Origin of the sequence: Rathayibacter sp. AY1G1 (assembly GCF_002932095.1) — a bacterium.
Taxonomy (GTDB): domain Bacteria; phylum Actinomycetota; class Actinomycetes; order Actinomycetales; family Microbacteriaceae; genus Rathayibacter.
Genome location: NZ_PSUZ01000003.1, coordinates 145,899 through 168,045, shown reverse-complemented (window position 1 = coordinate 168,045; position 22,147 = coordinate 145,899). Strand labels below are relative to the sequence as shown.

Here is a 22,147-nt window from a genome sequence, read left to right as displayed (position 1 = left end):
GGCGACGAGGGCGGCGATCACCCCGAGGCGGCGGCGCGGTCGGGGCGTGGCGGAGGTGCGGGAGTCGGAGTCGTCGCCTCCGGTGGTCTCACTGCGCTCGCCCCAGCCGGGCGCCGCGTCCCGGCCGGTCTCGTCACGGCCGACCTCGTCCCGGCCGGTCTCGTCCCAGCCGGTCCGGTCACGGCGCGTCCCGCCCCGGCCGCTCGCCGTCCCGCGGCCGATCCGGCCCTGGGCCGCTGCGGGCCCGACGGACGCGGCCAGTCCCGCGACCGCGGCGTCGAGCGCCTCCTCCCGCTCGCGGAGCTGCGCGCGCAGCAGTGCCAGCTCCGCGAGCGCCGCGGGGTCCGCCTCCGCACTGAACGCCCGGCGCTCGAGCGCGGCCCGCTGCCTCCGCTCCTCCGGCGACGCCCCGTCGCGGCGCCGCTGCAGGGCGGCCCGGCCGCGACCGCGACCTCCGAGAGCCGCGTCGAGCGCCGCCTCCGTCGCGGGATCGAGCTCGTCGAGCAGCCGCGCCGCGCGTGCCGGCGTGACCGCGGTGCCGACGGACGCCGGCACGTCAGCCCCGGTCGCGCACGGCGCGCGCCAGCGACTCGAGGCGCTCCCGGTACTCCGGCCACCACTCCTCCGGCACCGGCGGGAGGTTGTCGCCGGGCGTCCGGAGTCCGACCCGCCCGTCGATCAGCTCGCGGACGATGTCGGCGTGGCCGGCGTGCCGGTGCGTCTCCGCGGTGATGTGGACGAGGATCCGGTGCAGCGTCACGTCGCGGTTCGTCCACCAGGGGACCTGCCCGGGAGCGTCGAGCGGGAGGGCCGCGACCGTCGCGTCGGAGTGGGCCCACACGCGGCGGTACAGCGCGACGACGTCGGCCAGGGACTCGTCGGCCGTCGCCCACATGTCCGAGTTCGGCTCCGACTCGTCCTCCATCCACGGCATCGGCTCCGGGAACGGCCGCCCGAACACGGCGCCGAGGTAGCCCGCCTCGGTGCCCGCCACGTGCTTCACCAGGCCGAGCAGGTTCGTGCCCGTCGCGACCAGCGGCCGCCGCACGTCGTACTCGTCGAGCCCGTCGAGCTTCTGCAGCAGGGCGTCGCGCCCCTCCTGCAGGTAGCGGAGGAGGGTCTGCTTCGCGTCGTCGCTCATCCCCCCAGCCTGCCGCGCCCGTCCGAGCCGCGCCAGAGCGGTGCCGGAGCCGCGCCGTGCTCAGACCGCAGGAAGGATCGCCCCGCGGGCACCGGGATCCGCGGATCCACGGCCCGCCGGAGCGATCCTTCCAGCGTTGTGCACGGGTCAGGCCGGGACGCCCGCTCCCGCCCGCTGGACCCGCGTGCCGACGAGGCGCTGCGAGGAGGCGTCGACAGCGGCGGCCGGGCCGACCAGCTCGAGCGCCGTCTCCGTCTCGCGCGTCGCGCAGTCCGGGCCCACCCACAGCTCGACGCGGCCGGGCTCGACGATCCGCACGCCCTCGCGTCCGGTGAAGGCCAGGCGCGCGGCCGGGACCTCGAAGCGGACCTCCGCCTCCTCGCCGGGCTCGAGCGCGACCCGCGCGTAGCCGAGCAGCTGCGCCACCGGCCGGGTCACGCTCGCGAACACGTCGCGGGCGTACAGCTGCACCAGGTCGGTGCCCGCCCGCTCACCCGTGTTGCGGACGCGCACGGTCGCCGTGAAGGAGCCGTCCGTCGGGGCGGACTCCTCGGCCGCCAGCTCCGTCCGGGCGAAGTGCGTGTACGAGAGCCCGTGGCCGAACGGCCGCACCGGCGTGCTGTCGGCGGAGGTCACGTCCGACGGCCCGCCGAGGATCGGGTGCAGGTACGAGAACGGCTGCGCCCCGGCCGAGCGCGGCAGCGAGACCGGCAGGTGGCCGGAGGGGTCGACCCGTCCCGAGACGACGCCCGCGATCGCGCCGGCGCCCTCCTCCCCCGGGAAGAACGCCTGCAGCACGGCGGCGGGAGCCGACGGCCCGTCGAGCGCCCAGCCCACGGCGTAGGGGCGGCCGGTCAGCAGCACGAGCACGACCGGGGTCCCCGTCGCCACGACGGCCTCGACCAGCTCGCGCTGGCGGCCCGGGAGCTCGAGGCTCTCGACGTCGTTGCCCTCGCCGACCGTGCCGCGGCCGAACAGGCCCGCCCGGTCGCCGACGACCACGATCGCCACATCGGAGTCGGCGGCCGCCCGGACCGCCTCGGCGATCCCGGAGTCGTCGTCCCCCTCGACCGAGCAGCCCTCGGCGAGCAGCAGCTCGGCCGAGCCGAACTCGTCGGCCAGCGCGTCCGCGACCGTCGGGATCTCGAAGCCCAGCGGCATGCCCGGGTGGTGCGCCAGCACGTGGTTGGCGAAGGAGTAGCAGCCCATGAGCGCGGGCGCGCTGTCGGCGTTGGGGCCGATCAGCGCGAGGCGGCGCGGCGCAGCGAGCGGCAGGACGCCGTCGTTCGCGAGCAGCACCACCGACTCCTCGGCCAGGCGGCGGGCGATGTCGCGGTGGGCCGGCGAGTCGAGGTCGATCGACTCGGGGGCGTCGTCGAAGCGCGCGTCGAGCAGTCCGAGCCGCTCCTTCTGCGCGAGCACCCGCAGCACGGCCCGGTCGACGAGCGCCTCGTCGGCCTCCCCGGCTCGGATGCGCGCGGCCAGCGGAGCGAGGAACGCGTCGCCCGTGGGCAGCTCCACGTCGATCCCCGCGGCGAGCGCCAGCTCGGCCGCCTCGCCCAGATCGGCGGCGACCGCGTGCATGAGGTGGAGGAACGCGACCGAGAAGTAGTCGGCGACGACCACGCCGTCGAAGCCCCAACGCTCGCGCAGCACGCCCGTGAGGTAGGCGGGCGTCGCTCCGACCGGGTCCCCGTCGATCTCGGCGTAGGAGTTCATCACCGAGCGGGCGCCCCCGTCGCGGATCGCCATCTCGAACGGCGGCAGCAGCACGTCCGCGATCTCGCGCGGTCCGGCGTGCACCGGCGCGTGGTTGCGGCCGCCGCGGGAGGCGGAGTAGCCGATGAAGTGCTTCAGCGTCGCGTCGACGCCGGTGGACTGCAGCCCCTGCACGTACGCGGTGCCGATCGTGCCGACGACGTACGGGTCCTCGGCGATGCACTCGTCGACCCGGCCCCAGCGGGGGTCGCGGATCACGTCGAGCACGGGCGCCAGACCCTGGTGGATCCCGAGCTCGCGCATCGAGCCGCCGATCACGGCGCCGAGCTCGGCCACGAGCTCCGGGTCGAAGGAGGCGCCCCAGGCGAGCGGAGTCGGGAACGTCGCGGCCTGCCAGGCGGCGAGCCCGGTCAGGCACTCCTCGTGGACGATCGCCGGGATGCCCAGCCGCGTCTCCTCGACGAGCCGGCGCTGCTCCGCCCACAGCCAGCGGGCGCGCTCGAGTGGATCGACGGGGCGCGTGCCGTAGACGCGGGTCAGCTGGCCGATCCCCTCGCGGGTCGCCTCGGCGTACCCGGTCGAGGTGGCCATCTCGCCGGCGAGCGGGGCGACGACCTCGCCGCCCTGGTCGACCCAGTAGCCGACCAGCTGGGAGAGCTTCTCCTCCAGCGTCATCCGGCCCAGCAGCTCGGTGGTGCGGGCGGACGGAGCCTGGGGGTCCTCTGGTGCGTGCGGTGCGGTCACGGTGCGACCCTCTCTGCGGGTGGGGCGACGGGTGCGGACGGAACGGGGGACGCGGCGGACGGGCGGATCGATCCGCTCATCCCTTCACCGCCCCCGTCAGCCCGCCGACGATGCGGCGCTCGAAGACGCTGAAGAAGATCAGCGCCGGGATCATCGACAGCGACACGAAGGCGAGCACCTTCGCCGTGTCGACCGAGTACTGCGACGAGAACGCCTGCACTCCGAGCGGGAGCGTGAAGGTGGACTCGTTGTTGAGGATGAACAGGGGCAGCAGGTAGCTGTTCCAGCTCGCGATGAACGCGAGGATCCCCGTGGTGATCACGCCGGGCATCGCCAGGCGCACGACCATCCGGAAGAAGAAGCCGATCCGGCTGCAGCCGTCGATGAAGGCCGCCTCCTGGATCTCGTCCGGGATCGCGCGGAGGAACGGCACCAGGATGATGATCGTGGTCGGCAGGCCGAACGCGATCTGCGGCAGCACCACTCCGGCGAGCGAGTTCATCAGGCCGAGGCTCTTGATCACCAGGTAGAGAGGAGTGATCGCCACGGTCATCGGGAACATCAGGCCGGCGGCGAAGAGCGCGTAGAACACGCCCCGGCCGGTGAAGTCGTAGCGGGCCAGGACGTAGCTCGCCATCAGGCCGAGCACGACCACGCCGAGCGTCGTCGCGAGGCCGGCGATGGTGGAGTTGCCGACCTCCTGCCAGAAGACGCCGCCGGTGATCACGTCGAGGTAGTTCTGCACGTTCCACGGCGAGGGCAGGCCCGCCGGGTCGGTGGTGATCTGCGCGTTCGTGCGGAAGCCGCCGAGGATGATGTACGCCACCGGGGCGAGCATCAGCGCGATCACGACGATCGCCACGACGTAGGCGATCGTGGTGCCGCGGCCCAGGGGCTGCCGGCGCCGCTTCACCGCGAGAGGCCGAGGGGTCTCCGGAGTGATCGGCGGGGCCGTCATCGTCGTGCCGGTCATCGCTTGTCTCCCGTCAGTGCGCCCGCCGTGTCGCGCCGGAGCACGAAGCGCTGGTAGAGCAGCGCCACCACGAGCGAGATCAGGAACAGGACCACCGCGACGGCGTTCCCGTACCCGTAGTTGCCGGCGTTGCGGCCGTTGGTGACCAAGTAGATCGCCATGGTCGAGGTGCCCGCGGTCGAGGACACGTACTGGCCCCAGATGATGTAGACGAGGTCGAACAGCTGCAGTGCGCCGATGATCGACAGGAACGCCCAGATCCGCAGGGTCGGCGCGAGCAGGGGCAGGGTGATCCGCCGCTGCACCTGCCAGTAGGAGGCGCCGTCGATGGCCGCGGCCTCGGACAGCTCCTCGGGGATGCCCTGCAGACCCGCGAGGAAGAGGATCACGGCGAAGCCGATGTACTTCCACGTGATGATCAGCATCAGCGTCCAGATCGCGATCGCCGGATCCGAGAGCCAGTCCTGCTTCAGCGCGCCGAGGCCGACCTTCTCGAGCAGGCCGTTGACCGCGCCGCTGGTCTGGAGCATCAGGCTCCAGCCGGTGCCGACGACGACCTCCGAGATCACGTACGGCACGAAGATCAGGACGCGGATGATCGACTGCCCGCGCAGCTTGCGGTTCAGCAGCAGCGCCAGGAGGATCGCGACCGGCCCCTGGAGCACGAGCGAGAGCACCACGATGATGCCGTTGTGCGCGAGGGCGTCGTGGAAGGTGGGGTCCTGCAGGATCGTCAGGTAGTTGCGGAAGCCGACGAAGTCCGTCGGCACTCCGTAGCCCTGCCAGCTGAAGAAGCCGTAGTAGGCCGCCATCACGACCGGGAAGATCACGAAGGCGAGGAAGACGATCAGCGCCGGGCCGACCAGGAGCGCGATCTCGAAGCGCCCCGCCCAGCCCACGCTGCGGCGGCGCCGGCGCACCGGAGGCGTCGAGGTGACGCCTCCGGTGCGCGCGGTCCCGCGGGGCTCATCCACTCCGAGGAGCGGGCTCTCGCGGAGTGCCATGGTGGCTAGGCCTTCGCCGCGGCGGCGTTGACGGCCTCGACCAGCTGCTCGGGGTCGCTCTTGCCGGCCAGCAGGTCGACGACTCCGACGTTCAGCGCGTTGCCGACGTTGAGGCCGTAGACGGTGTCGAGCCACTGCGAGACGTACGGGGCCGAGTTGTAGGCCTCGAGGATCTGCTGCAGGTACGGCTCGGTGACCGCCTCCTGCGCCACGGTGTTCACCGGGGGCGCGTTGAAGGCCGCGTAGTACTCCTTCTGCACGTCGGAGGTGGCCAGGTAGTTGAGGAAGTCGACGCACTCGTCGGGAGCGCCCGCGGAGCAGGAGTAGCCGTCGACACCGCCCATGATCGCGCCGGCCTCGCCGTCGCCGCCGTCGATCTCGGGGAACGGGAACCAGCCCAGGTCGGGCAGCGGCTTCTCGTCGGGGGTGAGGGAGGCGATCACGCCGGGGTTCCACGCGCCCATGAGCTCCATCGACGCCTGGTGGTTGGCGAGGAGTCCGGCCGAGCTGCCCGCGCCCTGCTGGGCGGCGGTGGTGAGGAAGCCCTCGTTGAACGGCTCGGTGGCCGAGAAGTCCTGCAGGTCCTCGCCCGCGCGGACCCAGCAGTCGTCCGAGAAGTCCTTGGTGTCGGCCGCCTCGGCCATGGTGTCGGCGCTGCACTCGCGGAGCGCGAAGAAGTAGTACCAGTGCGCGGCGGGCCAGGCGTCCTTCGCGCCGAGCGCGACGGCCTGGGCTCCGCTGCCCTTGATCTTCGTGATCGCCGAGTCGAGCTCGTCGATGGTCTTCGGCGTCTCGGTGACGCCCGCCGCCGTGAAGAGGTCCTGGCTGTAGAACAGGCCGCCCGGGAGGACGGCGACCGGCATCGCCCAGACCTTGTCGTCGAGGGTGTTCGCCGAGAACGAGCCCTCGGGGATCTCGCTGCGCGCCTGGTCCGAGATGCCGTCGGTGAGGTCCTTCAGCTGTCCGCCCGCGACCATGGCGGCGAGCTTGCCGCCTCCGCGCTGGAGGAAGACGTCGGGGGCGTCGCCCGAGTTGAGCGCCGTCTGGAGCTTGCCGTCGAGGTCCTCGTTCTGGATGGCCTGCGACTCGATGGTCACTCCGGGGTTCGCGGCCTCGAAGTCCGCGATCGTCTTGTCCCAGAACTCCTGGCCGGGGCCCGTGGTCGAGTTCTGCCAGAGGGTCATCGCGACGGTGCCGTCGCTCGATCCCGAGTCCTGGCCCGAGCAGCCGGTGAGGGCCGCGACCGTGCCGAGCAGGGCTGCTGTCGCCACTGCGATCTTCCTGAACTTCATCGTCCAACCGTTCTCTTCATCGAGGGCGCCGCCTGGTGCACCGGCGCCGTGGGGGTTCCCGCCTTCGCGGGTGGAGTCAGTGTCCGCAGTGCTTGCGAAAGTGGTCAAACGTTTTCGAAATGGTTTTCGAAGCACGGGTTACAGTCGGCCACATGACCACCCGACCGACCATCCACGACGTCGCCGCTGCCGCCGGCGTCTCGGTGGCGACGGTGTCCAAAGCCGTGAACGGCCGCTACGGCATCGCCCCCTCCACCGCCACCCGCGTGCTCGAGGTCGTGCGCGAGCTCGGCTACGAGTCGAGCCTCGTCGCGAGCAGCATGCGCTCCCGGCGCACGGGCGTGATCGGCGTGCTCGTCGCGGGGTTCGAGCCGTTCAGCGCCGAGATCCTGAAGGGCGTGGGGTCGGTGCTGGCGGAGTCGCGGTTCGACCTGCTCGCCTACTCCGGCTCCCACGAGGGCGAGCAGGAGGGCTGGGAGCGGCGCTCGCTCAGCCGGCTCAGCGGCACCCTCATCGACGGGGCGATCATGGTGACACCGAGCGTGGTGAGCGCCCCCTCCGACATCCCGCTCGTCGCCGTGGACCCGCACACCGGCCGCGCCGACCTGCCGACCGTCGAGTCCGACAACTTCGGCGGCGCCCTGCTCGCCACCCGCCACCTCGTCGCCCTCGGGCACCGCCGCATCGGCTTCGTCGCGGGCCGCGGCGACCTGCGCTCGGCGCGGCTGCGGGAGGCCGGCTACCGGGCGGCGCTGGCGGAGGCCGGCATCGCCTTCGACGAGCGCCTGCTGCGGGTGGGCAACTACCACCGCGACACCGCCCGGCGGCCCGCCTCCTCGCTCCTGTCGCTGGCCGACCGCCCGACCGCGGTCTTCGCCGCCAACGACGTCTCGGCGCTCGCGATCATCGAGACCGCCGCGCACCTGGGCCTCGCCGTGCCCCACGACCTGTCGGTGATCGGCTTCGACGACGTGCCCGAGGCCGCGCGCTTCGATCCGCCGCTGACCACCGTCCGCCAGCCGATGCAGACGCTCGGAGCGACCGCCGCCGAGATGCTGATCGCCCTGATGGCCGGGCGCGAGCCGCGCTCGCTGCACGTGCAGCTGCCGACGCAGCTCGTCCGCCGCGCGACGACGGGACCGCCGGCATGAGCGGCGACGGGACCGCCGGCACGGTCGACGAGCTGGAGGACGACGGCCCGACCGCGGTGCACGCCGCCCTCTTCGACGCGCTGGAGCTGGTGGACCTGCCCGCGCTCGAGGCGCTGCTCGACGAGCGCTTCGTGATCGAGCACCCGACCGGCCTCGTGCAGTCGCGGGAGGAGTGGCTCGACGACATCGACGAGGCGCGCAAGGAGTACCACGAGATCGACCACGTCGAGAGCGCCCTCTCGGGCGGCGCCGCGCACCCGGTGCTCACCTCCCGCACCATCACCGAGGCGACCATCGGCCGCCTGCACGCGACCTGGCGGCTCCAGCTGACGAGCCGCCTCGTCCGCCGCGACGAGGGGTGGGTGATCACGCGGACCGTGGTGACGAGCTGGTGAGGCGGGCGGACCGGCGCGTCCGCGGCCGGCTGCAGGCGCGGCGGGCAGGATCGACACCGTGCTCCTCCAGGTCGTGACCCGCTCCGCCCGCCCGGCCGCCGAGATGTTCGACCGGGCGCGCGACATCGACCTGCACACCGCCTCGCAGGCCGGCGCTCGCGAGCGCGCGGTGTCCGGGACGACCACCGGGCTGATCGGCCTGGGCGAGCACGTGACCTGGAGCGCCCGGCACTTCGGCGTCCCGCTCCGGCTGACCAGCACCGTCACCGCGCTCGACGCCCCGCACTCCTTCGTCGACGAGCAGACCCGCGGGCCCTTCGCGACCTTCCGGCACGAGCACCGATTCGAGCCCCACGGCTCCGGCTCCGTGATGATCGACCGGCTCGAGTACTCCGCGCCGCTCGGCGTCCTCGGGCGGATCGCGGAGCGGCTGGTGCTCGACCGGCACCTGCGGCGGCTGCTGGAGGAGCGCGGCGCGTTCCTCGCCGGACGCGACCGGTGAGGCTCCTGATCCGGACCCTGCTGACGCTCGTCGCCGTCGCCGGCGTCCTCTCGCTCGCGACGACCTCGGTCCTGTTCGCCCTGTCCTCCCTCGACACCGGCCGGGACGTTGGCGATCTGCTCCTCCCGCTGGCCCGAGCGCTTCTGGCGACCGCCGTGACGGCGGCCGTCGGCGGGCTCCCCTACTCCGCGGGACGGGGTCGCGCGCCCTGGCCGGTCCTCTGGTCGGCCTCCACCGTCTGCATCCTCGCGATCGCCTGGATCGTGGTCTCGATCGCGGCGTGGACCGACGCGGGCGACGGGACGGACGCCGTCGTCGCGCTGCTGACCGTGGTGCCCGCCGCCTGCTGCTCGATCGCCGCGGTGCCGGTGACCGAGCTCGTCCTCCGGGTGGGAACCCGCAGGATCGGCGCCCGCTAGCGGATCCGTTCCCGCCGCTTGACGTTGACGCTGCGTCAACCCGTACCGTCGCTTCCATCGCCGCCGGAGTCACCGGCGACGCGGAGACAGAGGGCACTGTGGAGCAGGAGTGGTCCGTGCACGAGGTGGCGCGGCTGGCCGGCACGACCAGCCGGACGCTGCGGCACTACGGGGCCGAGGGACTGCTCCCGGCGAGCCGGGTGGGCGCGAACGGCTACCGCTACTACGACGCCGCCGCGCTCGTGACGCTGCAGCGGATCCTGCTGCTGCGCGACCTCGGTCTCGGGCTGCCCGAGATCGGGCGGATCCTGCGGCGCGACGCGGAGCCTGTGGCCGCTCTCGAGCGGCACCTCGACGTGCTCCAGGAGGAGCGCCGACGGCTCGACCGCCGCATCCGGGCGGTCGCCGGGACGATCACCACGATGAGAGAAGGGAACGGGCCGATGGCCGAGGACATGTTCGACGGGTTCGACCACGCGGAGCACCGCGAGGAGGTGGAGCGATGCTGGGGCGCCCCGGCGTACGCCGACGGCGACCGCTGGTGGCGCTCGATGAGCGCGGAGGACCGCGAGCAGTGGCAGCGGCGGCAGGCGGACCTCGCCGACGCCTGGACCGCCGCGGCGGCGAGCGGGGCGGATCCGACCGGTGAGGAGGCGCTCGCGCTGGCCGAGCGGCACCGCGCCTGGCTCGCCGAGGTGCCGGGCACGCCCCGCGACGCGACCGGCGGCCCGAGCGACGAGTACCTGCTCGGGCTCGGCGAGATGTACGTCGACGACGAGCGGTTCTCGGCGCACTACGGCGGAGTCGCCGGCGCCCAGTTCGTCCGCGACTCGCTGCGGGCGCTGGTCGACCGGCAGGGATGACGGAGGTCTCGTCGGCCGCAACGCGACCCCGCTCCGGAACGGCATGATCGCCTGATGGGACGCATCCGATTCAGCAGTCCGGGCCGGGACGAGGACACCGACCGGGGACCTGCGCCCGACCCCGACCGTGCCCGGTACTCCCGGGACGACGGGGCGAGGTTCACCGCGATCACGCTCACCTGCCTGTCGGTCCTCCCCGCGATCGTCCTCACGGCCGCGTTCCTCCTCGTGCGGCTCCCTCCGCTCGACCGCGACGACCAGCCCGACTGGACGGCGCCGAGCGCGGACGTCCTGGCTCCGTGGCTGCTGCTGTTCCTGCTCCCACCGCTGGTCACGGGACTGCTCGCCCGTCTGGTCGGCGGGCGGGACTCCTTCCACGGGTTCCTGCTGTCCGCCGCGGTCTGCCTCGTGGTGATGGCGCCGTTCCTCGGCCTCTCGGCCCTGTCGCTCCTCGGCTAGGCGCTGCCACCGCTCACGCCTGCAGGACCACCGCGCCGTAGTGCGTGCCCGCGCCCGTGCCCACCAGCAGCACCGACTCCCCCGGCTGCACGCGCGAGCGGTGCAGGGCAAGCGGGATCGCGCTGCCGATCGTGTTGCCGACCTCGCCGAGCGTGATCGTCATCCGGTCGCGACCCCAGAGGCGGGCCATGCCCTCGAGCCCGGCGGCGCTGGTCTGGTGCGGGACCACCCGGTCGATGCCGGGGAGCCCTCTCGAGAGACCGGGCCGCACCTCCTCGAGGAACGCCGGGAAGTGCCGCAGCGCGTCGACGAGCAGCGCCTTGCCCTGCATGTCGAAGCGGAAGTCGGCGAGCCGGTCGGGCGCCTCCTCGATCCGGATCCGCGAGCCGAAGCCGCGCAGCTCCGCGTGGCGCACACCGCTCGGGCGGGTGCGGAAGTGCGTGGTGACCAGGCCCTGGCCCGGCGTCAGGGCGCGTCCGATCACGACGGCGGCGGCCGCGTCGCCGAAGAGCAGGGCGCTCTCGGGCTGGCCCGGGTCGATGCCGCGGCTGCCGCAGTCGGTCGAGACGATGAGCACGGTGTCGGCGCGACCCGTGGCGAGGAGGAACCCCGCCTCCTGCAGCGCGAAGAGGAACGACAGGCAGGTGGCGCCGACGCTGTACGCCGAGACGTCGTCCAGGCCGAGGCCCGCGGCGAGCAGCGCGCCTCCGTCCGGGATCGCCTGCAGCTGGGTCCCCGAGGCGTTGAGCACCACGTCGACCGTGTCGAGCCCGGCCGCCGCGAGCGCCCGACGGGCGGCGAGCAGGCCGAGCTCCAGCGGGTCCTCGTCGTCGGTGACCCAGTGGCGGGTGCGCACGCCGGAGCGGCGCTCGGCCTCGTCGGCGGGCAGGCCGCAGAGCGCGGCGACCTCGGCGGTCGTGACGATCCGCTCGGGCAGCGCTTCGCCCGTGCCGAGGATGCGGAGCGGGAGGAGGTCGGGCACGCGGGCCCCTTCCTGCCCCGGGACGTGCGGAGCGAATCCCTGTATAGCGCGCCTCTGCACCTCCGCGCGCACTGTTCGGCGCGGTTTGACGGCACGGGCCCCCGCCGACACCATGGTCCCGGAGCGGGGGACGGATGGACGCGCGCGGTTTCTGGGTGGTCGTGCCCTTCCTCGACGAGGAGAAGCTGCTCGGTGGCGCCCTCGACGCGCTCGCCCGCCAGACCGATCCGGACTTCACCCTCCTGCTCGTCGACAACGGCAGCACCGACGGCTCGCGCGCCGTGATCGAGGAGTTCCGCCGCCGCCACCCGGAGCGGCAGGTCGCCGTGATCGACGAGGCGCAGAAGGGCACGGGAGCCGCCTCCGACACCGGCTTCCGCCACGCGATCGCCGAGGGCGCGACGGCCGTCGCCCGCACCGACGCCGACTGCCTGCCGAGCGCCGACTGGGTGGCGCGCCTCAAGGCCGACCTCCGCGGCGGCGCCCGCTTCGTCGGCGGCCGCCTGTCCCCGCGGCGGGACGAAGCCGTCTACCGCTGGTACGACGGCGTGCTCGGCACCGCGCTGATCCGCCTGATGGAGCACGCGCCGGGCGTCTTCTACCGCCGCCCCGGCCAGCGGTACCGGATGTTCATGGCCGCCGGCTGCAACCTCGCGATCGATGCCGCGCTGTACCTTCAGGTCGACGGCTTCCCGCGCTCGAGCATCGACGACACCGACGAGGACCTGGAGCTGCACCTCAAGGTCTGCCAGGTGATCGGGCGGAGCGAGGCGCTGCTCGACAGGGACGCGGTCGTGCTGATGTCGATCCGGAAGGGCAAGGCGCTCGGGTACCTGGGGATCCTGCTCTGGTACTGGGGCCGCAAGCGCGGGCTGGAGGTCGTCGATGTCCGATGAGCGCCGGCGCCGCGTGCTGATCACTGGGGCGACGGGCTTCCTCGGCGGCTACGCGGTGCGCGAGTTCCTGGCCGCGGGCGACGACGTGCTCGCCACCGGTCGCGCCCCCGAGGCGCTGGCGCGGTTGGAGGAGGAGGGCGCCACGGTCCTCCGCGCCGACCTCGCCGAGCTGGGCGCGACGGACGTCGAGGCCGACGTGCTCGTGCACGCCGCCGCTCTGTCGAGCCCGTGGGGAACGTGGAGCGAGTTCGAGCGCGCGAACGTCACGGGGACGGAGGCGATGATCGCGCTGGCCGAGCGCTGCGGGATCCGCCGCTTCGTCTTCGTCTCGTCGCCGAGCATCTACTCCGCCCGCCGCCACCAGTACCTGGTGCGGGAGGAGGAGGTCGACAACGCCAGCCGGATGAGCCTCTACATCCGCAGCAAGATCGAGGCCGAGCGGCTGCTGCAGGAGGCACACCGCGCCGGCCGGATCCCCGAGCTCGTGATCCTGCGCCCCCGCGGCCTGATCGGCGTCGGCGACCCCAGCCTCCTCCCCCGCTTCGTCGCCGCCAGTCGCCGCCGCGGCATCCCCCTCTTCGACGGCGGCCGGAACCCCGTCGACATCACCTGCGTCGAGAACGCCGCGCACGCGCTGGTGCTGGCGGCCGACGCTCCCGTGGCCGACGGCGGCGTCTACAACATCACCAACGGCGAGCCCGCTCCGCTCGGCGACCTCCTCGAGCGCTTCTTCGCCGCGATGGGCGAGGAGCCGCGCTTCATCCGGGTGGACCTGCGCGTGCTGACCGCGCTCGCCGAGATCCTGGAGCGGGTCTACCGGCTGCTGCCCGGGCACGAGCCGCCGTTCACCCGCTACACCGTGGCGACCCTCGCGTACGCGCAAACCCTCGACATCTCGCGGGCGCGGGCCGAGCTCGGCTACGAGCCGACCGTGCCGCTGGCGGACGGCATCCGCCGGGTCGGCGAGCACCTGAGGGGGACGCGTGGCTGAGTCGTCGCTGCAGGTGATGGCGTGCGGGAGCACCGTCTTCCCGCTGTCCCGGGTGTTCCGCGGGAGGGGGCTCCCCCGCCGCGTCTTCCCCTCGAACGTCTTCCTCTACACGCACGCGAGCGGCCGGCGGGTGCTCGTGGACACGGGCTACCCGCCGACGTTCCGCGGAACGGGCCTCGTCGGACGGCTGTACGAGCGGATCCTGCCCGCGACCGTGCCGGACGACCAGACCGTCGACCAGCGGCTGCTCGCCCTCGGCCTGACCCCGGCCGACGTGGAGTTCGTGGTGCTCACGCACCTGCACCCGGACCACGTGGGCGGCGTGCGCTGGTTCCCGGACGCGACCTTCGTGCTGTCGTCGGGCCAGGTCGCCTCCGTGCGGCGGAACCGCGTGCGCGAGGGGATCTTCCGCGCGCTGCTGCCGCCGTGGTTCGCGGCCGGGATCGTGGCGGACGAGCAGCCCGCGACGACGATCAAGGGGCTGACCGGATTCGACCTGTTCGGCGACGGGTCGCTGCTCGTGGTGCCGCTCCCGGGGCACGCACGCGGTCACCTCGGGGCGCTCGTCGAGGGGCGCGTGCTGGTCGCCGGGGACGCGGCGTGGGGGCGGGAGTTCCTCGGCTGGTCCGGGCGCCTGCGGAGACTGCCGCGGTTCATCAGCGACGATGCGCGGGCGCACGAGCGGACGTCCGAGGTTCTCGAGCGGGTGGAGGCGGAGGGCGTGCGGCTGTGCTTCTCGCACGACGCGTATCCGGAGGGGGACGTGCGGCTGGGTGGGGCGGCGGCGAGTGGCGGACAGGACCTCATCGACCTAGACGGTGAGAGCTCCCGTCTCCGCTAGACGGGAGGCGACTCAGGTTCACGGCGTCCTCGGCGGATCAACCGTTCGAACGTCCCGCGAGAGGCCCCGTCACCGGGCATGTCTTTCGGGACGCTGCGGACCGCGAGATCTCGAGTTCCGAGGCTCGACCAGGCGGCGGTCGTCAGCGGGGCAGGTGCTCATAGGGGACGCGGCGGCTCAGCCAGGCGAGCAGCCCGGCGGCGAGCGCCGCGATCGCCGCCGGGATGAGAAGCAACCAGAGGGCCGAGGTCACGGCGACGAGGACGAGCGCCGCCGCGGCGACGCCGGCGCCGATCGCGAAGTTCCAGCGCACATCCGTCGCCACTCCGCCCTCGGGACGCGCCCACAGCACGACGAGGGCCGTCGCGATCGGCCCGAGCAGCAGCCCCAGCACGAACCAGCGCCAGCGCGAGCGGCCCTTCTGCTCGGCGAGACCGGCGGTGACGATCGCGAGTCCGAACCAGATCCAACCGGAGTCCTCGGTGAGTGTCATGCGTGGAGCCTAGGGCGCGGGCAATATCACCCCGGCGAGGTCGCCGATCGGGCACGTGGGCCTGTCGCGCGCGTCTCCCGCCCAGCGGTCCACGGCACGGCCGCCGACCTCCGCCGCTACCCGGGCACCACCGCGAAGGCGACTCCGACGACGACGCCCAGCACGAGAGCCACCGAGCCGAACCCGATCAGGAGGGCGAACGTCAGCGGACGGGTCTCGCGGAAGCTCATCGTGCCGGGGATCAGCTCGTTGATCTCGGAGGGGCTGAGCGTCTTCTCCGCGGCGGGCGGCGCCTCGATCTCCTGCCGACGAGCGGCTCCGGTCAGGCGCGCCCACACGCTCCGGCTACCGGTGTGCACGCCACGCGCCGCCGGCAAGAGCGGCGTCGTCACGGCGGCGACGACGGCCCGCAGATCCTCGATCTCCCAGTCCGCCCCGCGGAGCCGCAGCGACCGGCTCCCGTCCGACAGGAACAGGATCAGCGACGGGGGGAGATTGATCCCCTCGCTGTTGGGGCCGGCGGGCACCCACGCGAGCAGCGCCTTCACCGACGGGTCGGCGCGGTCGAAGGTCACGACCCTGCCTCGAGCATCCGTGCACACGATCGCCCGGTCCGAGATCCGGAGGGACGCGGTGGCGAGGAAGCGCCGGTTGCGGAGCGCCAGCACTCCGACGATCACCAGAGCCACCGCGGTGGCGAAGCCGAACAGCCCGAGGTAGACGGCCAGCGCCGCACCGCGGTCGTCGGCGACCGCGACTCCCCAGACGCTCCCCGCCAGCAGGACCAGCGCGGGGAGCACGGCAACGGGCCTCAGCCGTCGCGACTCGTTCTTCTGCCGAGCCCTCGAGGGCCGGAACTCGCGAACCGGCTCCGAGCGGTCCGTCCGTCGCCGCTCCATCAGGCGGACGCGACGGACGGAGAGCCGGTGCGGACGCGGTTCCGAAGAGGGTCGTCGAGACTGCGGCGCATGGCGTCAGGGTAGCGGTGGCGTTCCGTCGGGCCGCGCTCGCGGTGCGGGCCTTCGCGTGGTTCCAGCGTCGCGCGGTCCTCTTCATGTCCTCTCCCTCCTTCGACGCCCCTCGTCCAGTCTCCGGAGAGTGAGCGGACACGGCGCGCCTGTCGATCCGTGCAGGACGTCACCGCACGACAGGTCGGCCCCTCCCGGGGTGCCGCTGCCGGGCACGATCATCCGAGCGAGGGCTCGTCCGGGTCGACAGACTGGGCTGGTGTCCTCACCGATGACGATCCGCGCCGTGCCGACCTCGGCCCAGCGTGAGGAGATGCACCTCAGGCGCCATCTCGCAGAGAGCAGGCGAGTGCTGCCTCTCGCGGCCGTCCCCGGCGATCTGCCTCCTCAGGACCTTCCGTACCGGGCAGCGCACTCGACGCACGCGCGACGCCTGGCGCGGCGGCAGCCCGCCGGGGGCCGAGCGCCCTGACGCGACTCCCGCGCCGCCGGCGACACGACGCCCCCACCCGACGCCCACGCACCCACTCCAGACAGGACCCGCCATGACCTCCTCCCTCTCCCACCCGGCGAGCCGCTGGGCTCTCGACCACATGCCCCTCACCGCGCAGGCCGTCCGGGAGCTCGCTCCGGTGCTCTCCGGGAAGAAGCTGGCGATCTGCCTCCACGTCGAGCCCAAGACCGCCGCGCTCGTGTCGCTCCTCGTCGAGGCCGGGATGGACATCGCTCTGACGGGCTCGCCCGGAACCACGAAGGACGACGTCGCCGACGACCTCCGCGCCCTCGGCGTGCACGTGCACACGAAGCAGAGCGACGGCGAGGCGGAGCACCTCCGCAACATCGAGAAGGTGCTCGAGCACGATCCCGATCTCACCCTCGACAACGGCGCCGACCTGACTCTCCGGCTCATCAACTCGGGCGTCCCGGACCACTACCTCGGCGGCACCGAGGAGACCACCACCGGCGGCATCCGCCTGCGGGAGAACAGCGCGACCCTCCCGCGACCGGTCGTCGTCATCAACGACTCGCCCCTCAAGCTGATCGTCGAGAACGAGTACGGGGTCGGCCAGAGCGTCGTCCAGGGCTTCATGAACGCCACGAACCTCATGATCCCCGGCACGCGCGCCGCGGTCATCGGCTACGGCCCGTGCGGGCGCGGGGTCGCCGACACCCTCGCGCAGCTCGGAGCGCGGGTCTCCGTCGCCGACGTCGACCCGATCCGCTCGCTGCAGGCGATCCTCCGCGGCCACCGTGTCGGACCCGTCGCCGACGTCCTCTCGGACGCGCAGTTCGTCTTCACCGCCACCGGCGCACCCGGCGTCATCGGCGCCGCGGAGATCGACGCGTTCGCCGACGGCGCCGTGATCGCGGGCGTCGGCCACTTCCCGTGGGAGATCGACGAGGAGGCCCTCGCGGCCGCCACCGAGTCGACCACCGAGTTCGCCGACGGCCAGCGCCGGCAGGGCATCCGCCTGAAGAACGGCAAGCGGATCATCCGCCTCGAGAACGGCCGGATGATCAATCTCACCGCGGCCGGCGGCAACCCGATCCAGGCGATGGACCTCGGCCTGACCCTGCAGGCCCGGAGCCTCGCCGCCGTCGTCACCGCGGACCTCGACGCCGCCGTGCAGCCCGTCCCAGCCGACGTCGAGCACCGCATCGCGACCGACCTCGTGGCCCTCCTCAGCCGCTGAGGGGCGAGCGGCGGGTCCTCGGCGGCGATCCGCGGGGCGGCGGCGCCGCACCTCAGAAGACGGCGATCGGATTGACCGGAACGCCGGTGAGCCCGAGCAGGCGCGGTGGGGCCACGCTGAGCAGGAACGACCAGCGGGACAGCTCGGCGCAGACCACGGCGAGCTGCTCCACGTCCGCACTGTCGATGAGGGGCATGCCCAGCCGTGCGAGCGCGACCATGTGCATCGGCATCTCGGGATCGTGAGGGGGGAAGCTGTCGCCGACGTCCCCCGCGTAGAGCGCTACGCCCCGCTCGTGCATCCAGGTCACGGCGTCGACGGTCATGCCGGGGGCCTGCTCCTCCGAGTCCCAGGAGAAGCCCCACCCGCTGCGGACGACGAGCGCGTCGCCGGACTGCAGGGGGACGCCTCCCCGGCGCTCGGCCGCGTCGAGGTCGGCGGCGACGATCGCGTGCGCCGCCGGCAGCCTCCCCTGCGGCGCGAGGTCGAGGAGGACTCCGCGCGTGACGATGCCCTCGGCGAACGAGGAGGTGGATCCGTGCATCACTCCGCCGGCGGTGACGGCTTCGGCGAGAGGCCGGCCCGGGTAGACGACTCCGTCATCGACGGGCAGGTGCGCGAACGCGTCCAGGTGGGTCATCGCCGGGTGGTGCGGAGTCACGATCAGCACCTCGGACATGCCCACCGGAGGGGTTCCGGTGTAGAGGAGCGCCTGCTGCACCGGGGGCGACGGCGGAGCGGCGGGCGCGAAGGGGCCGCCCAGCATCGACGCGGGAGCCACGGGGAGGGCGAGCGAGACCCAGCGGCCGGTCCTCACCTCCTCCGCGGCACGTCGCCGTGCGGCATCGTCGATGAGGGTGAGCGTGCCGAGCTCGTCCTCCGCGCCCCATCGGCCTCGGTCGTCGGGGAGCTGCGTGCCGGTCATGGGATGTCCTGTCGGATCGATGTGGTCCGGGGTGTGGTGCACACTCCAGGGAGGGGACTGCAGAAGCAGGTCCCTGCAGGCTACCTCGTGAAGCAGGTTCCTGTTTCTTTGAATCACCCGGGAGGGATGTCGGCGTGGACGACGACGAGGGACTCGAGGCCGTCCTCGGCTGGAACGCGGTCAAGGTCGCGCGGATCATCGGCGCGCGCATCACCGCCGGGCTCGCGGAGCACGACGTGAGCCTGGTGCAGTTCGGCGTCCTCTCCTGCCTCACCGGCGGAGCGCAGCTGACCTCGGCCGAGATCGCCCGCGCGGTCTTCGTCCGCCCGCAGACGATGTCCGAGGTCCTCGACGGCATGGAGCGGCGAGGGCTGATCGAGCGTGTCGGAGTCCGCGGGAAGGGCCGACGCACACCCATCCGTACGACCGCCGACGGGGAGCGCGTCCTCACCGCGGCGCGCGCGGTCGCGCTCGCGACCAACGACCTCAGTGACGTCGGCCTGAGCGCCCCCGCCGCCCAGCAGCTGAACGACCTCCTGCTCACCGTCATCCGGAACGCCGAGGAGCCGACGGGAGCCGGGTTCGGGTCCTGACGAGGTCGAAGCCGGGCTTCGGAGCATCGCCGACGCAGGACCTCGTCCAGACGGTGTTCACAACGAAGGATGGATCTGCTCCAGGACCCCGCGATCCGCGCGGAACGGGCGCCGGAGCCTCATCCTTCCTCCGTCGTGAACAGGATCAGCCGAGCGGGGCCGACGAAGGACGTCCGCTTGGGCGCCCTCTTCCGGACGTGGCCGGAAGAGGGCGTTGCCCACGGCGCTCGCAGCTGTCACGGTCGCAGGGCGGCCGACGACGGCCGACCCGACCGGAAGACCCCATGCGCCTTCGAAGCACTGTCCGCCCGCTCGCGCTCCTCACCGGCGCCCTCCTCCTCGGGACCGGCCTCGCCGCCCTCGACGGGCCGCTCACCGGCACCGCGGCCGCGGCTCACGCGGCCGACGCTCCCGTCGCGGGCGGGCGCGTCGTGGGCTGGGGATACGACGAGGACGGTCGGACGAGCGCCCCCGAGGATCTGACCGACGCCGTCTCCATCGCGGCCGGCCAGTACTACGGCGTTGCGGCGAGGAGCGACGGCACAGTGGCCGTCTGGGGTGACAATCTCGAGGGCGGCCCCATCCCGGCGGACGACCTCCGCGGCGTCGCGGCCGTCTCCCCCGATCTGGCGCTTCTCGAGGACGGCACCGTTGCGCCGCTCTTCCCCCCGGAGGACCGGTACACCGAGCCGCCGGCGGGGCTGAGCGGCGTCACCGCGATCGACTCGAGCGGCACCCACAGCGTCGCGCTCCGCGACGACGGGACAGTGGCGATCTGGGGGTACGACCAGGGGCGAGTGCTGGAGGCGCCTCCCGGTCTGGACGACGTCGTGGCGATCTCCGCCGCGTCCTTCCACACCCTCGCCGTCACGAGAGACGGCAGCGTCGTGAGCTGGGGCTACGACGGCCCCGACGACATCTTCGCGGGCTACTCCGACATCGTCGCGGTCGCGGCGGGACGGACCCACGACCTCGCCGTCCGCGCCGACGGCAGCGTCGTCGCCGAGGGGAGCGACAGGGACGGAGAGAGCGACGTCCCCGCCGGGCTGACCGGTGTCGTCGCGGTCGCCGCCGGGTACGGGCACAGCGTGGCGCTCCGCGAGGACGGCACCGTCGCCGCCTGGGGCGACGACGGTGCCGGCCAGTCCACGGTTCCCGCAGGACTGAAGGGGGTCACCTCGATCGACGCCGGCTACGGCTTCACCCTCGCCACCGGGACCCGTCCCGTCCTCACGGCTGCCGCGCCTCCCACGGCGACGGTCGGCACTCCGTTCTCCTTCGCCTTCGGAGGGGATGCGCGCCTCGCGGACCACACCCTCGCCAGCGGGACGCTCCCGCCCGGACTGACCCTGACTCTCGAGGGGTTCGTGACGGGCACGCCCGCAGAACCCGGAACCTCAGACTTCACCGTCACCGCGACCAACTCCTTCGGAACGACCACCACCGCCTCCCGGCGGATCACCGTCGAGGCCGCCCCGCCTGCACCCGTCGCGCCGACGATCAGCGGAACCGTCGCAGCCGGCGTCGTCGACTCGGCCTACGACTTCACCTACGCGGTCGCGGGAACTCCGGCGCCCGTCGTGACCGTGTCGTCGGGCGCCCTTCCCCCGGGTCTCACCCTCGATCCGACGGGGCGCCTCACCGGCACTCCGACCAGGACCGGCGCCTACGTCTTCACCGTGCAGGCCGCCAGCACCGCCGGAACCGCGACCGCGCAGAGCACTCTCACCGTGTCCCCTGCGTCCGCTTCCGCGAAGGCCGACCTTCGCGTCGACGTCTCCGCTCCGACCACCGCGGTGAAGGGGAGGACGTTCACGTACACGCTCATCACGAGGAACGCCGGACCCTCCGCGTCGACGTCCGTCTACTCGAAGGTGATCCTCCCGCCGGGGGTGCGGTTCGTCTCCGCGACGGGGAAGTACACCCGTATCGGCAGCGTCGTGGTCTTCCAGCGCTCCAGCCTCGGCAACGGGCGGACGTCCACCGAGAAGATCACCGTCACGGCCGTGAGCGCAGGCACGGGCACAGCGCTCGCAACCACCTTCTCCGCGAGGACTCCGGATCCGTCGATCCGCAGCAACGCCGACACCGCTGCCACCACCGTCCGCTGAGGAGGGTCGGGCGGGCGACGAGACCCTCCCGCCCGTCCTCGTGCATCACGCCGGGCGCAGCCAGTCCGTGATCGCGCTGACGACGCGGTCGAGGTGGGACTCGAGCAGGAAGTGCCCGCCGTCGACGAGCTCGATGCGCGCGTGAGGCGCGTCGCGGAGGAACGCCTGGGCGCCGGCGGGGGCGAAGATCTCGTCGTTCCGGCCCCAGACGGCGAGGACGGGGACTCCGGACTCGCGGATCCACGCCTGCACCGCGGGGTAGAGCTCGCGGTTGGTGGCGTAGTCGCGGAAGAGCGCCAGCTGCACGTCGTCCTGGCCGGGGCGGGCGAGGAGCGCGAGGTCGTGCTCCCAGGCGTCCGGATCGACGGTGGTGGAGTCGGGGACACCGTGGGTGTACTGCCATTCGACGGCCTCCCGGCCGAGAGCCGGCCGGAGGGCGTCGCGCGTCTCGTCGGTCCGCTCGGCGGCGTCGGCCCAGATCGGGTCCCAGAAGCCCGGCACGAAGCCCTCCTCGTAGGCGTTGCCGTTCTGCGAGATCACGGCGACGACCGCGGACGGATCGGCGAGGGCGAGGCGCCAGCCGACGGGGGCGCCGTAGTCCTGCACGTAGATCGCGTACCGGGTCACCCCGATGGTCTCGAGGAAGCGGCCGGTCACCGCGGTCAGGGCGGCGAACGTGTAGTCGAAGTCCTCGATGGAGGGCGCGGACGAGCGTCCGAAGCCGATGTGGTCGGGGGCGATGACGCGGTAGTGGCCGGCGAGGGCGGGGAGGAGGTGGCGGAACATGTGCGAGCTGCTCGGGTATCCGTGCAGCAGCAGGAGGACGGGCGCGTCGGCGGGCCCGGCCTCCCGCCAGAAGACGTCGAGTCCGTCGACGGACACGGTGCGGTGATGGACGACGACCATGGCTAACCCCTTCAAGTAGATTTACTGGTTAGTCGGACGCTAGCATGGATCGAACGGGCCGCACGGCGCGGGAGGACGGGGAACG

23 protein-coding genes are annotated in these 22,147 nt (G+C 73.0%); 12 read left to right on the top strand and 11 right to left on the bottom strand.

What is annotated here, in order from left to right; genetic code table 11:
• The 6 genes from C5C36_RS03180 to C5C36_RS03155 all read right to left on the bottom strand — a co-directional run.
• Positions 1-555, bottom strand: a 555-nt coding sequence (locus C5C36_RS03180; protein ID WP_219814876.1) for a hypothetical protein, incomplete at its 3' end; no start/stop codon positions are given.
• Between the two features lies 1 nt (position 556).
• Entirely contained in the window at positions 557-1,141 is a 585-nt protein-coding gene (locus C5C36_RS03175; protein ID WP_104267648.1) for a DinB family protein, read from the bottom strand.
• 147 nt (positions 1,142-1,288) lie between these two features.
• Positions 1,289-3,535: a glycoside hydrolase family 3 N-terminal domain-containing protein gene (locus C5C36_RS03170; protein WP_104309241.1), complete on the bottom strand. Its 2,247-nt coding sequence runs from the start codon at positions 3,533-3,535 to the stop codon at positions 1,289-1,291.
• A 145-nt stretch (positions 3,536-3,680) separates the two neighbouring features.
• Complete coding sequence (locus C5C36_RS03165) at positions 3,681-4,577, bottom strand: carbohydrate ABC transporter permease (protein WP_104224899.1); 897 nt, start codon at positions 4,575-4,577, stop codon at positions 3,681-3,683.
• Positions 4,574-5,581, bottom strand: coding sequence for a carbohydrate ABC transporter permease (locus tag C5C36_RS03160; protein ID WP_104226347.1), 1,008 nt, complete (start codon positions 5,579-5,581; stop codon positions 4,574-4,576). The genes C5C36_RS03165 and C5C36_RS03160 overlap by 4 nt, the downstream gene beginning before the upstream one ends.
• Before the next feature lie 5 nt (positions 5,582-5,586).
• Positions 5,587-6,873 carry an ABC transporter substrate-binding protein gene (locus C5C36_RS03155; protein ID WP_104226346.1) on the bottom strand — a complete coding sequence of 429 codons (1,287 nt, stop codon included), beginning with the start codon at positions 6,871-6,873 and terminating at the stop codon, positions 5,587-5,589.
• A 152-nt stretch (positions 6,874-7,025) separates the two neighbouring features.
• Here C5C36_RS03155 and C5C36_RS03150 point away from each other — a divergent pair, with 152 nt between their 5' ends.
• The 6 genes from C5C36_RS03150 (at position 7,026) to C5C36_RS03125 (ending at position 10,662) form a co-directional block, all read left to right on the top strand.
• Complete coding sequence (locus tag C5C36_RS03150; RefSeq protein WP_104263367.1) at positions 7,026-8,024, top strand: LacI family DNA-binding transcriptional regulator; 999 nt, start codon at positions 7,026-7,028, stop codon at positions 8,022-8,024.
• On the top strand, positions 8,021-8,419 hold the full coding sequence (locus tag C5C36_RS03145) for a nuclear transport factor 2 family protein (RefSeq protein ID WP_104309240.1): 399 nt from the start codon (positions 8,021-8,023) through the stop codon (positions 8,417-8,419). The genes C5C36_RS03150 and C5C36_RS03145 overlap by 4 nt, the downstream gene beginning before the upstream one ends.
• Positions 8,420-8,477: 58 nt before the next feature.
• Complete coding sequence (locus tag C5C36_RS03140) at positions 8,478-8,921, top strand: SRPBCC family protein (protein WP_258066365.1); 444 nt, start codon at positions 8,478-8,480, stop codon at positions 8,919-8,921.
• A complete protein-coding gene (locus C5C36_RS03135; protein WP_104309239.1) occupies positions 8,918-9,340 on the top strand; it encodes a hypothetical protein in 423 nt (140 codons plus the stop codon). Before C5C36_RS03140 ends, C5C36_RS03135 begins: the two co-directional genes overlap by 4 nt.
• A gap of 116 nt (positions 9,341-9,456) precedes the next feature.
• On the top strand, positions 9,457-10,203 hold the full coding sequence (locus C5C36_RS03130) for a TipAS antibiotic-recognition domain-containing protein (protein WP_258072175.1): 747 nt from the start codon (positions 9,457-9,459) through the stop codon (positions 10,201-10,203).
• Positions 10,204-10,257: 54 nt separating this feature from the next.
• Entirely contained in the window at positions 10,258-10,662 is a 405-nt protein-coding gene (locus C5C36_RS03125) for a hypothetical protein (protein WP_104309237.1), read from the top strand.
• Positions 10,663-10,675: 13 nt separating this feature from the next.
• Here the strand turns inward: C5C36_RS03125 and C5C36_RS03120 are convergent, their stop codons facing one another.
• The gene (locus tag C5C36_RS03120) at positions 10,676-11,644 is read right to left on the bottom strand and encodes a 3-oxoacyl-ACP synthase III family protein (RefSeq protein WP_104349595.1); all 969 of its coding nucleotides are present in this window, start codon (positions 11,642-11,644) and stop codon (positions 10,676-10,678) included.
• Between the two features lie 134 nt (positions 11,645-11,778).
• On the opposite strand from C5C36_RS03120, the gene C5C36_RS03115 reads away from it, so the two are divergent.
• The 3 genes from C5C36_RS03115 to C5C36_RS03105 are packed head-to-tail and all read left to right on the top strand — an operon-like array spanning position 11,779 to position 14,372.
• Positions 11,779-12,540, top strand: a complete 762-nt coding sequence (locus C5C36_RS03115; protein ID WP_104309235.1) for a glycosyltransferase — start codon at positions 11,779-11,781, stop codon at positions 12,538-12,540.
• A complete protein-coding gene (locus C5C36_RS03110) occupies positions 12,530-13,531 on the top strand; it encodes an NAD(P)-dependent oxidoreductase (protein ID WP_104309234.1) in 1,002 nt (333 codons plus the stop codon). Before C5C36_RS03115 ends, C5C36_RS03110 begins: the two co-directional genes overlap by 11 nt.
• Positions 13,524-14,372, top strand: coding sequence for an MBL fold metallo-hydrolase (locus C5C36_RS03105; RefSeq protein ID WP_104309233.1), 849 nt, complete (start codon positions 13,524-13,526; stop codon positions 14,370-14,372). The genes C5C36_RS03110 and C5C36_RS03105 overlap by 8 nt, the downstream gene beginning before the upstream one ends.
• Before the next feature lie 142 nt (positions 14,373-14,514).
• On the opposite strand, the gene C5C36_RS03100 is transcribed toward C5C36_RS03105, so the two are convergent.
• Entirely contained in the window at positions 14,515-14,865 is a 351-nt protein-coding gene (locus C5C36_RS03100; RefSeq protein WP_104282933.1) for a hypothetical protein, read from the bottom strand.
• 116 nt (positions 14,866-14,981) lie between these two features.
• The gene (locus C5C36_RS03095) at positions 14,982-15,665 is read right to left on the bottom strand and encodes a hypothetical protein (RefSeq protein WP_104309232.1); all 684 of its coding nucleotides are present in this window, start codon (positions 15,663-15,665) and stop codon (positions 14,982-14,984) included.
• 713 nt (positions 15,666-16,378) lie between these two features.
• Here C5C36_RS03095 and C5C36_RS03090 point away from each other — a divergent pair.
• Complete coding sequence (locus tag C5C36_RS03090) at positions 16,379-17,527, top strand: adenosylhomocysteinase (protein WP_104309231.1); 1,149 nt, start codon at positions 16,379-16,381, stop codon at positions 17,525-17,527.
• Between the two features lie 52 nt (positions 17,528-17,579).
• On the opposite strand, the gene C5C36_RS03085 is transcribed toward C5C36_RS03090, so the two are convergent.
• A complete protein-coding gene (locus tag C5C36_RS03085; RefSeq protein ID WP_104309230.1) occupies positions 17,580-18,452 on the bottom strand; it encodes a cyclase family protein in 873 nt (290 codons plus the stop codon).
• 134 nt (positions 18,453-18,586) lie between these two features.
• Here C5C36_RS03085 and C5C36_RS03080 point away from each other — a divergent pair, with 134 nt between their 5' ends.
• On the top strand, positions 18,587-19,045 hold the full coding sequence (locus C5C36_RS03080) for a MarR family winged helix-turn-helix transcriptional regulator (protein ID WP_104282929.1): 459 nt from the start codon (positions 18,587-18,589) through the stop codon (positions 19,043-19,045).
• Between the two features lie 284 nt (positions 19,046-19,329).
• Positions 19,330-21,156 (top strand): putative Ig domain-containing protein, encoded by a 1,827-nt coding sequence (locus C5C36_RS03075; RefSeq protein WP_104309229.1) that lies wholly within the window; start codon positions 19,330-19,332, stop codon positions 21,154-21,156.
• Between the two features lie 45 nt (positions 21,157-21,201).
• Here C5C36_RS03075 and C5C36_RS03070 read toward each other — a convergent pair whose 3' ends face one another.
• Positions 21,202-22,062 carry an alpha/beta fold hydrolase gene (locus tag C5C36_RS03070; RefSeq protein WP_104288594.1) on the bottom strand — a complete coding sequence of 287 codons (861 nt, stop codon included), beginning with the start codon at positions 22,060-22,062 and terminating at the stop codon, positions 21,202-21,204.
• Positions 22,063-22,147 lie beyond the last annotated feature (85 nt).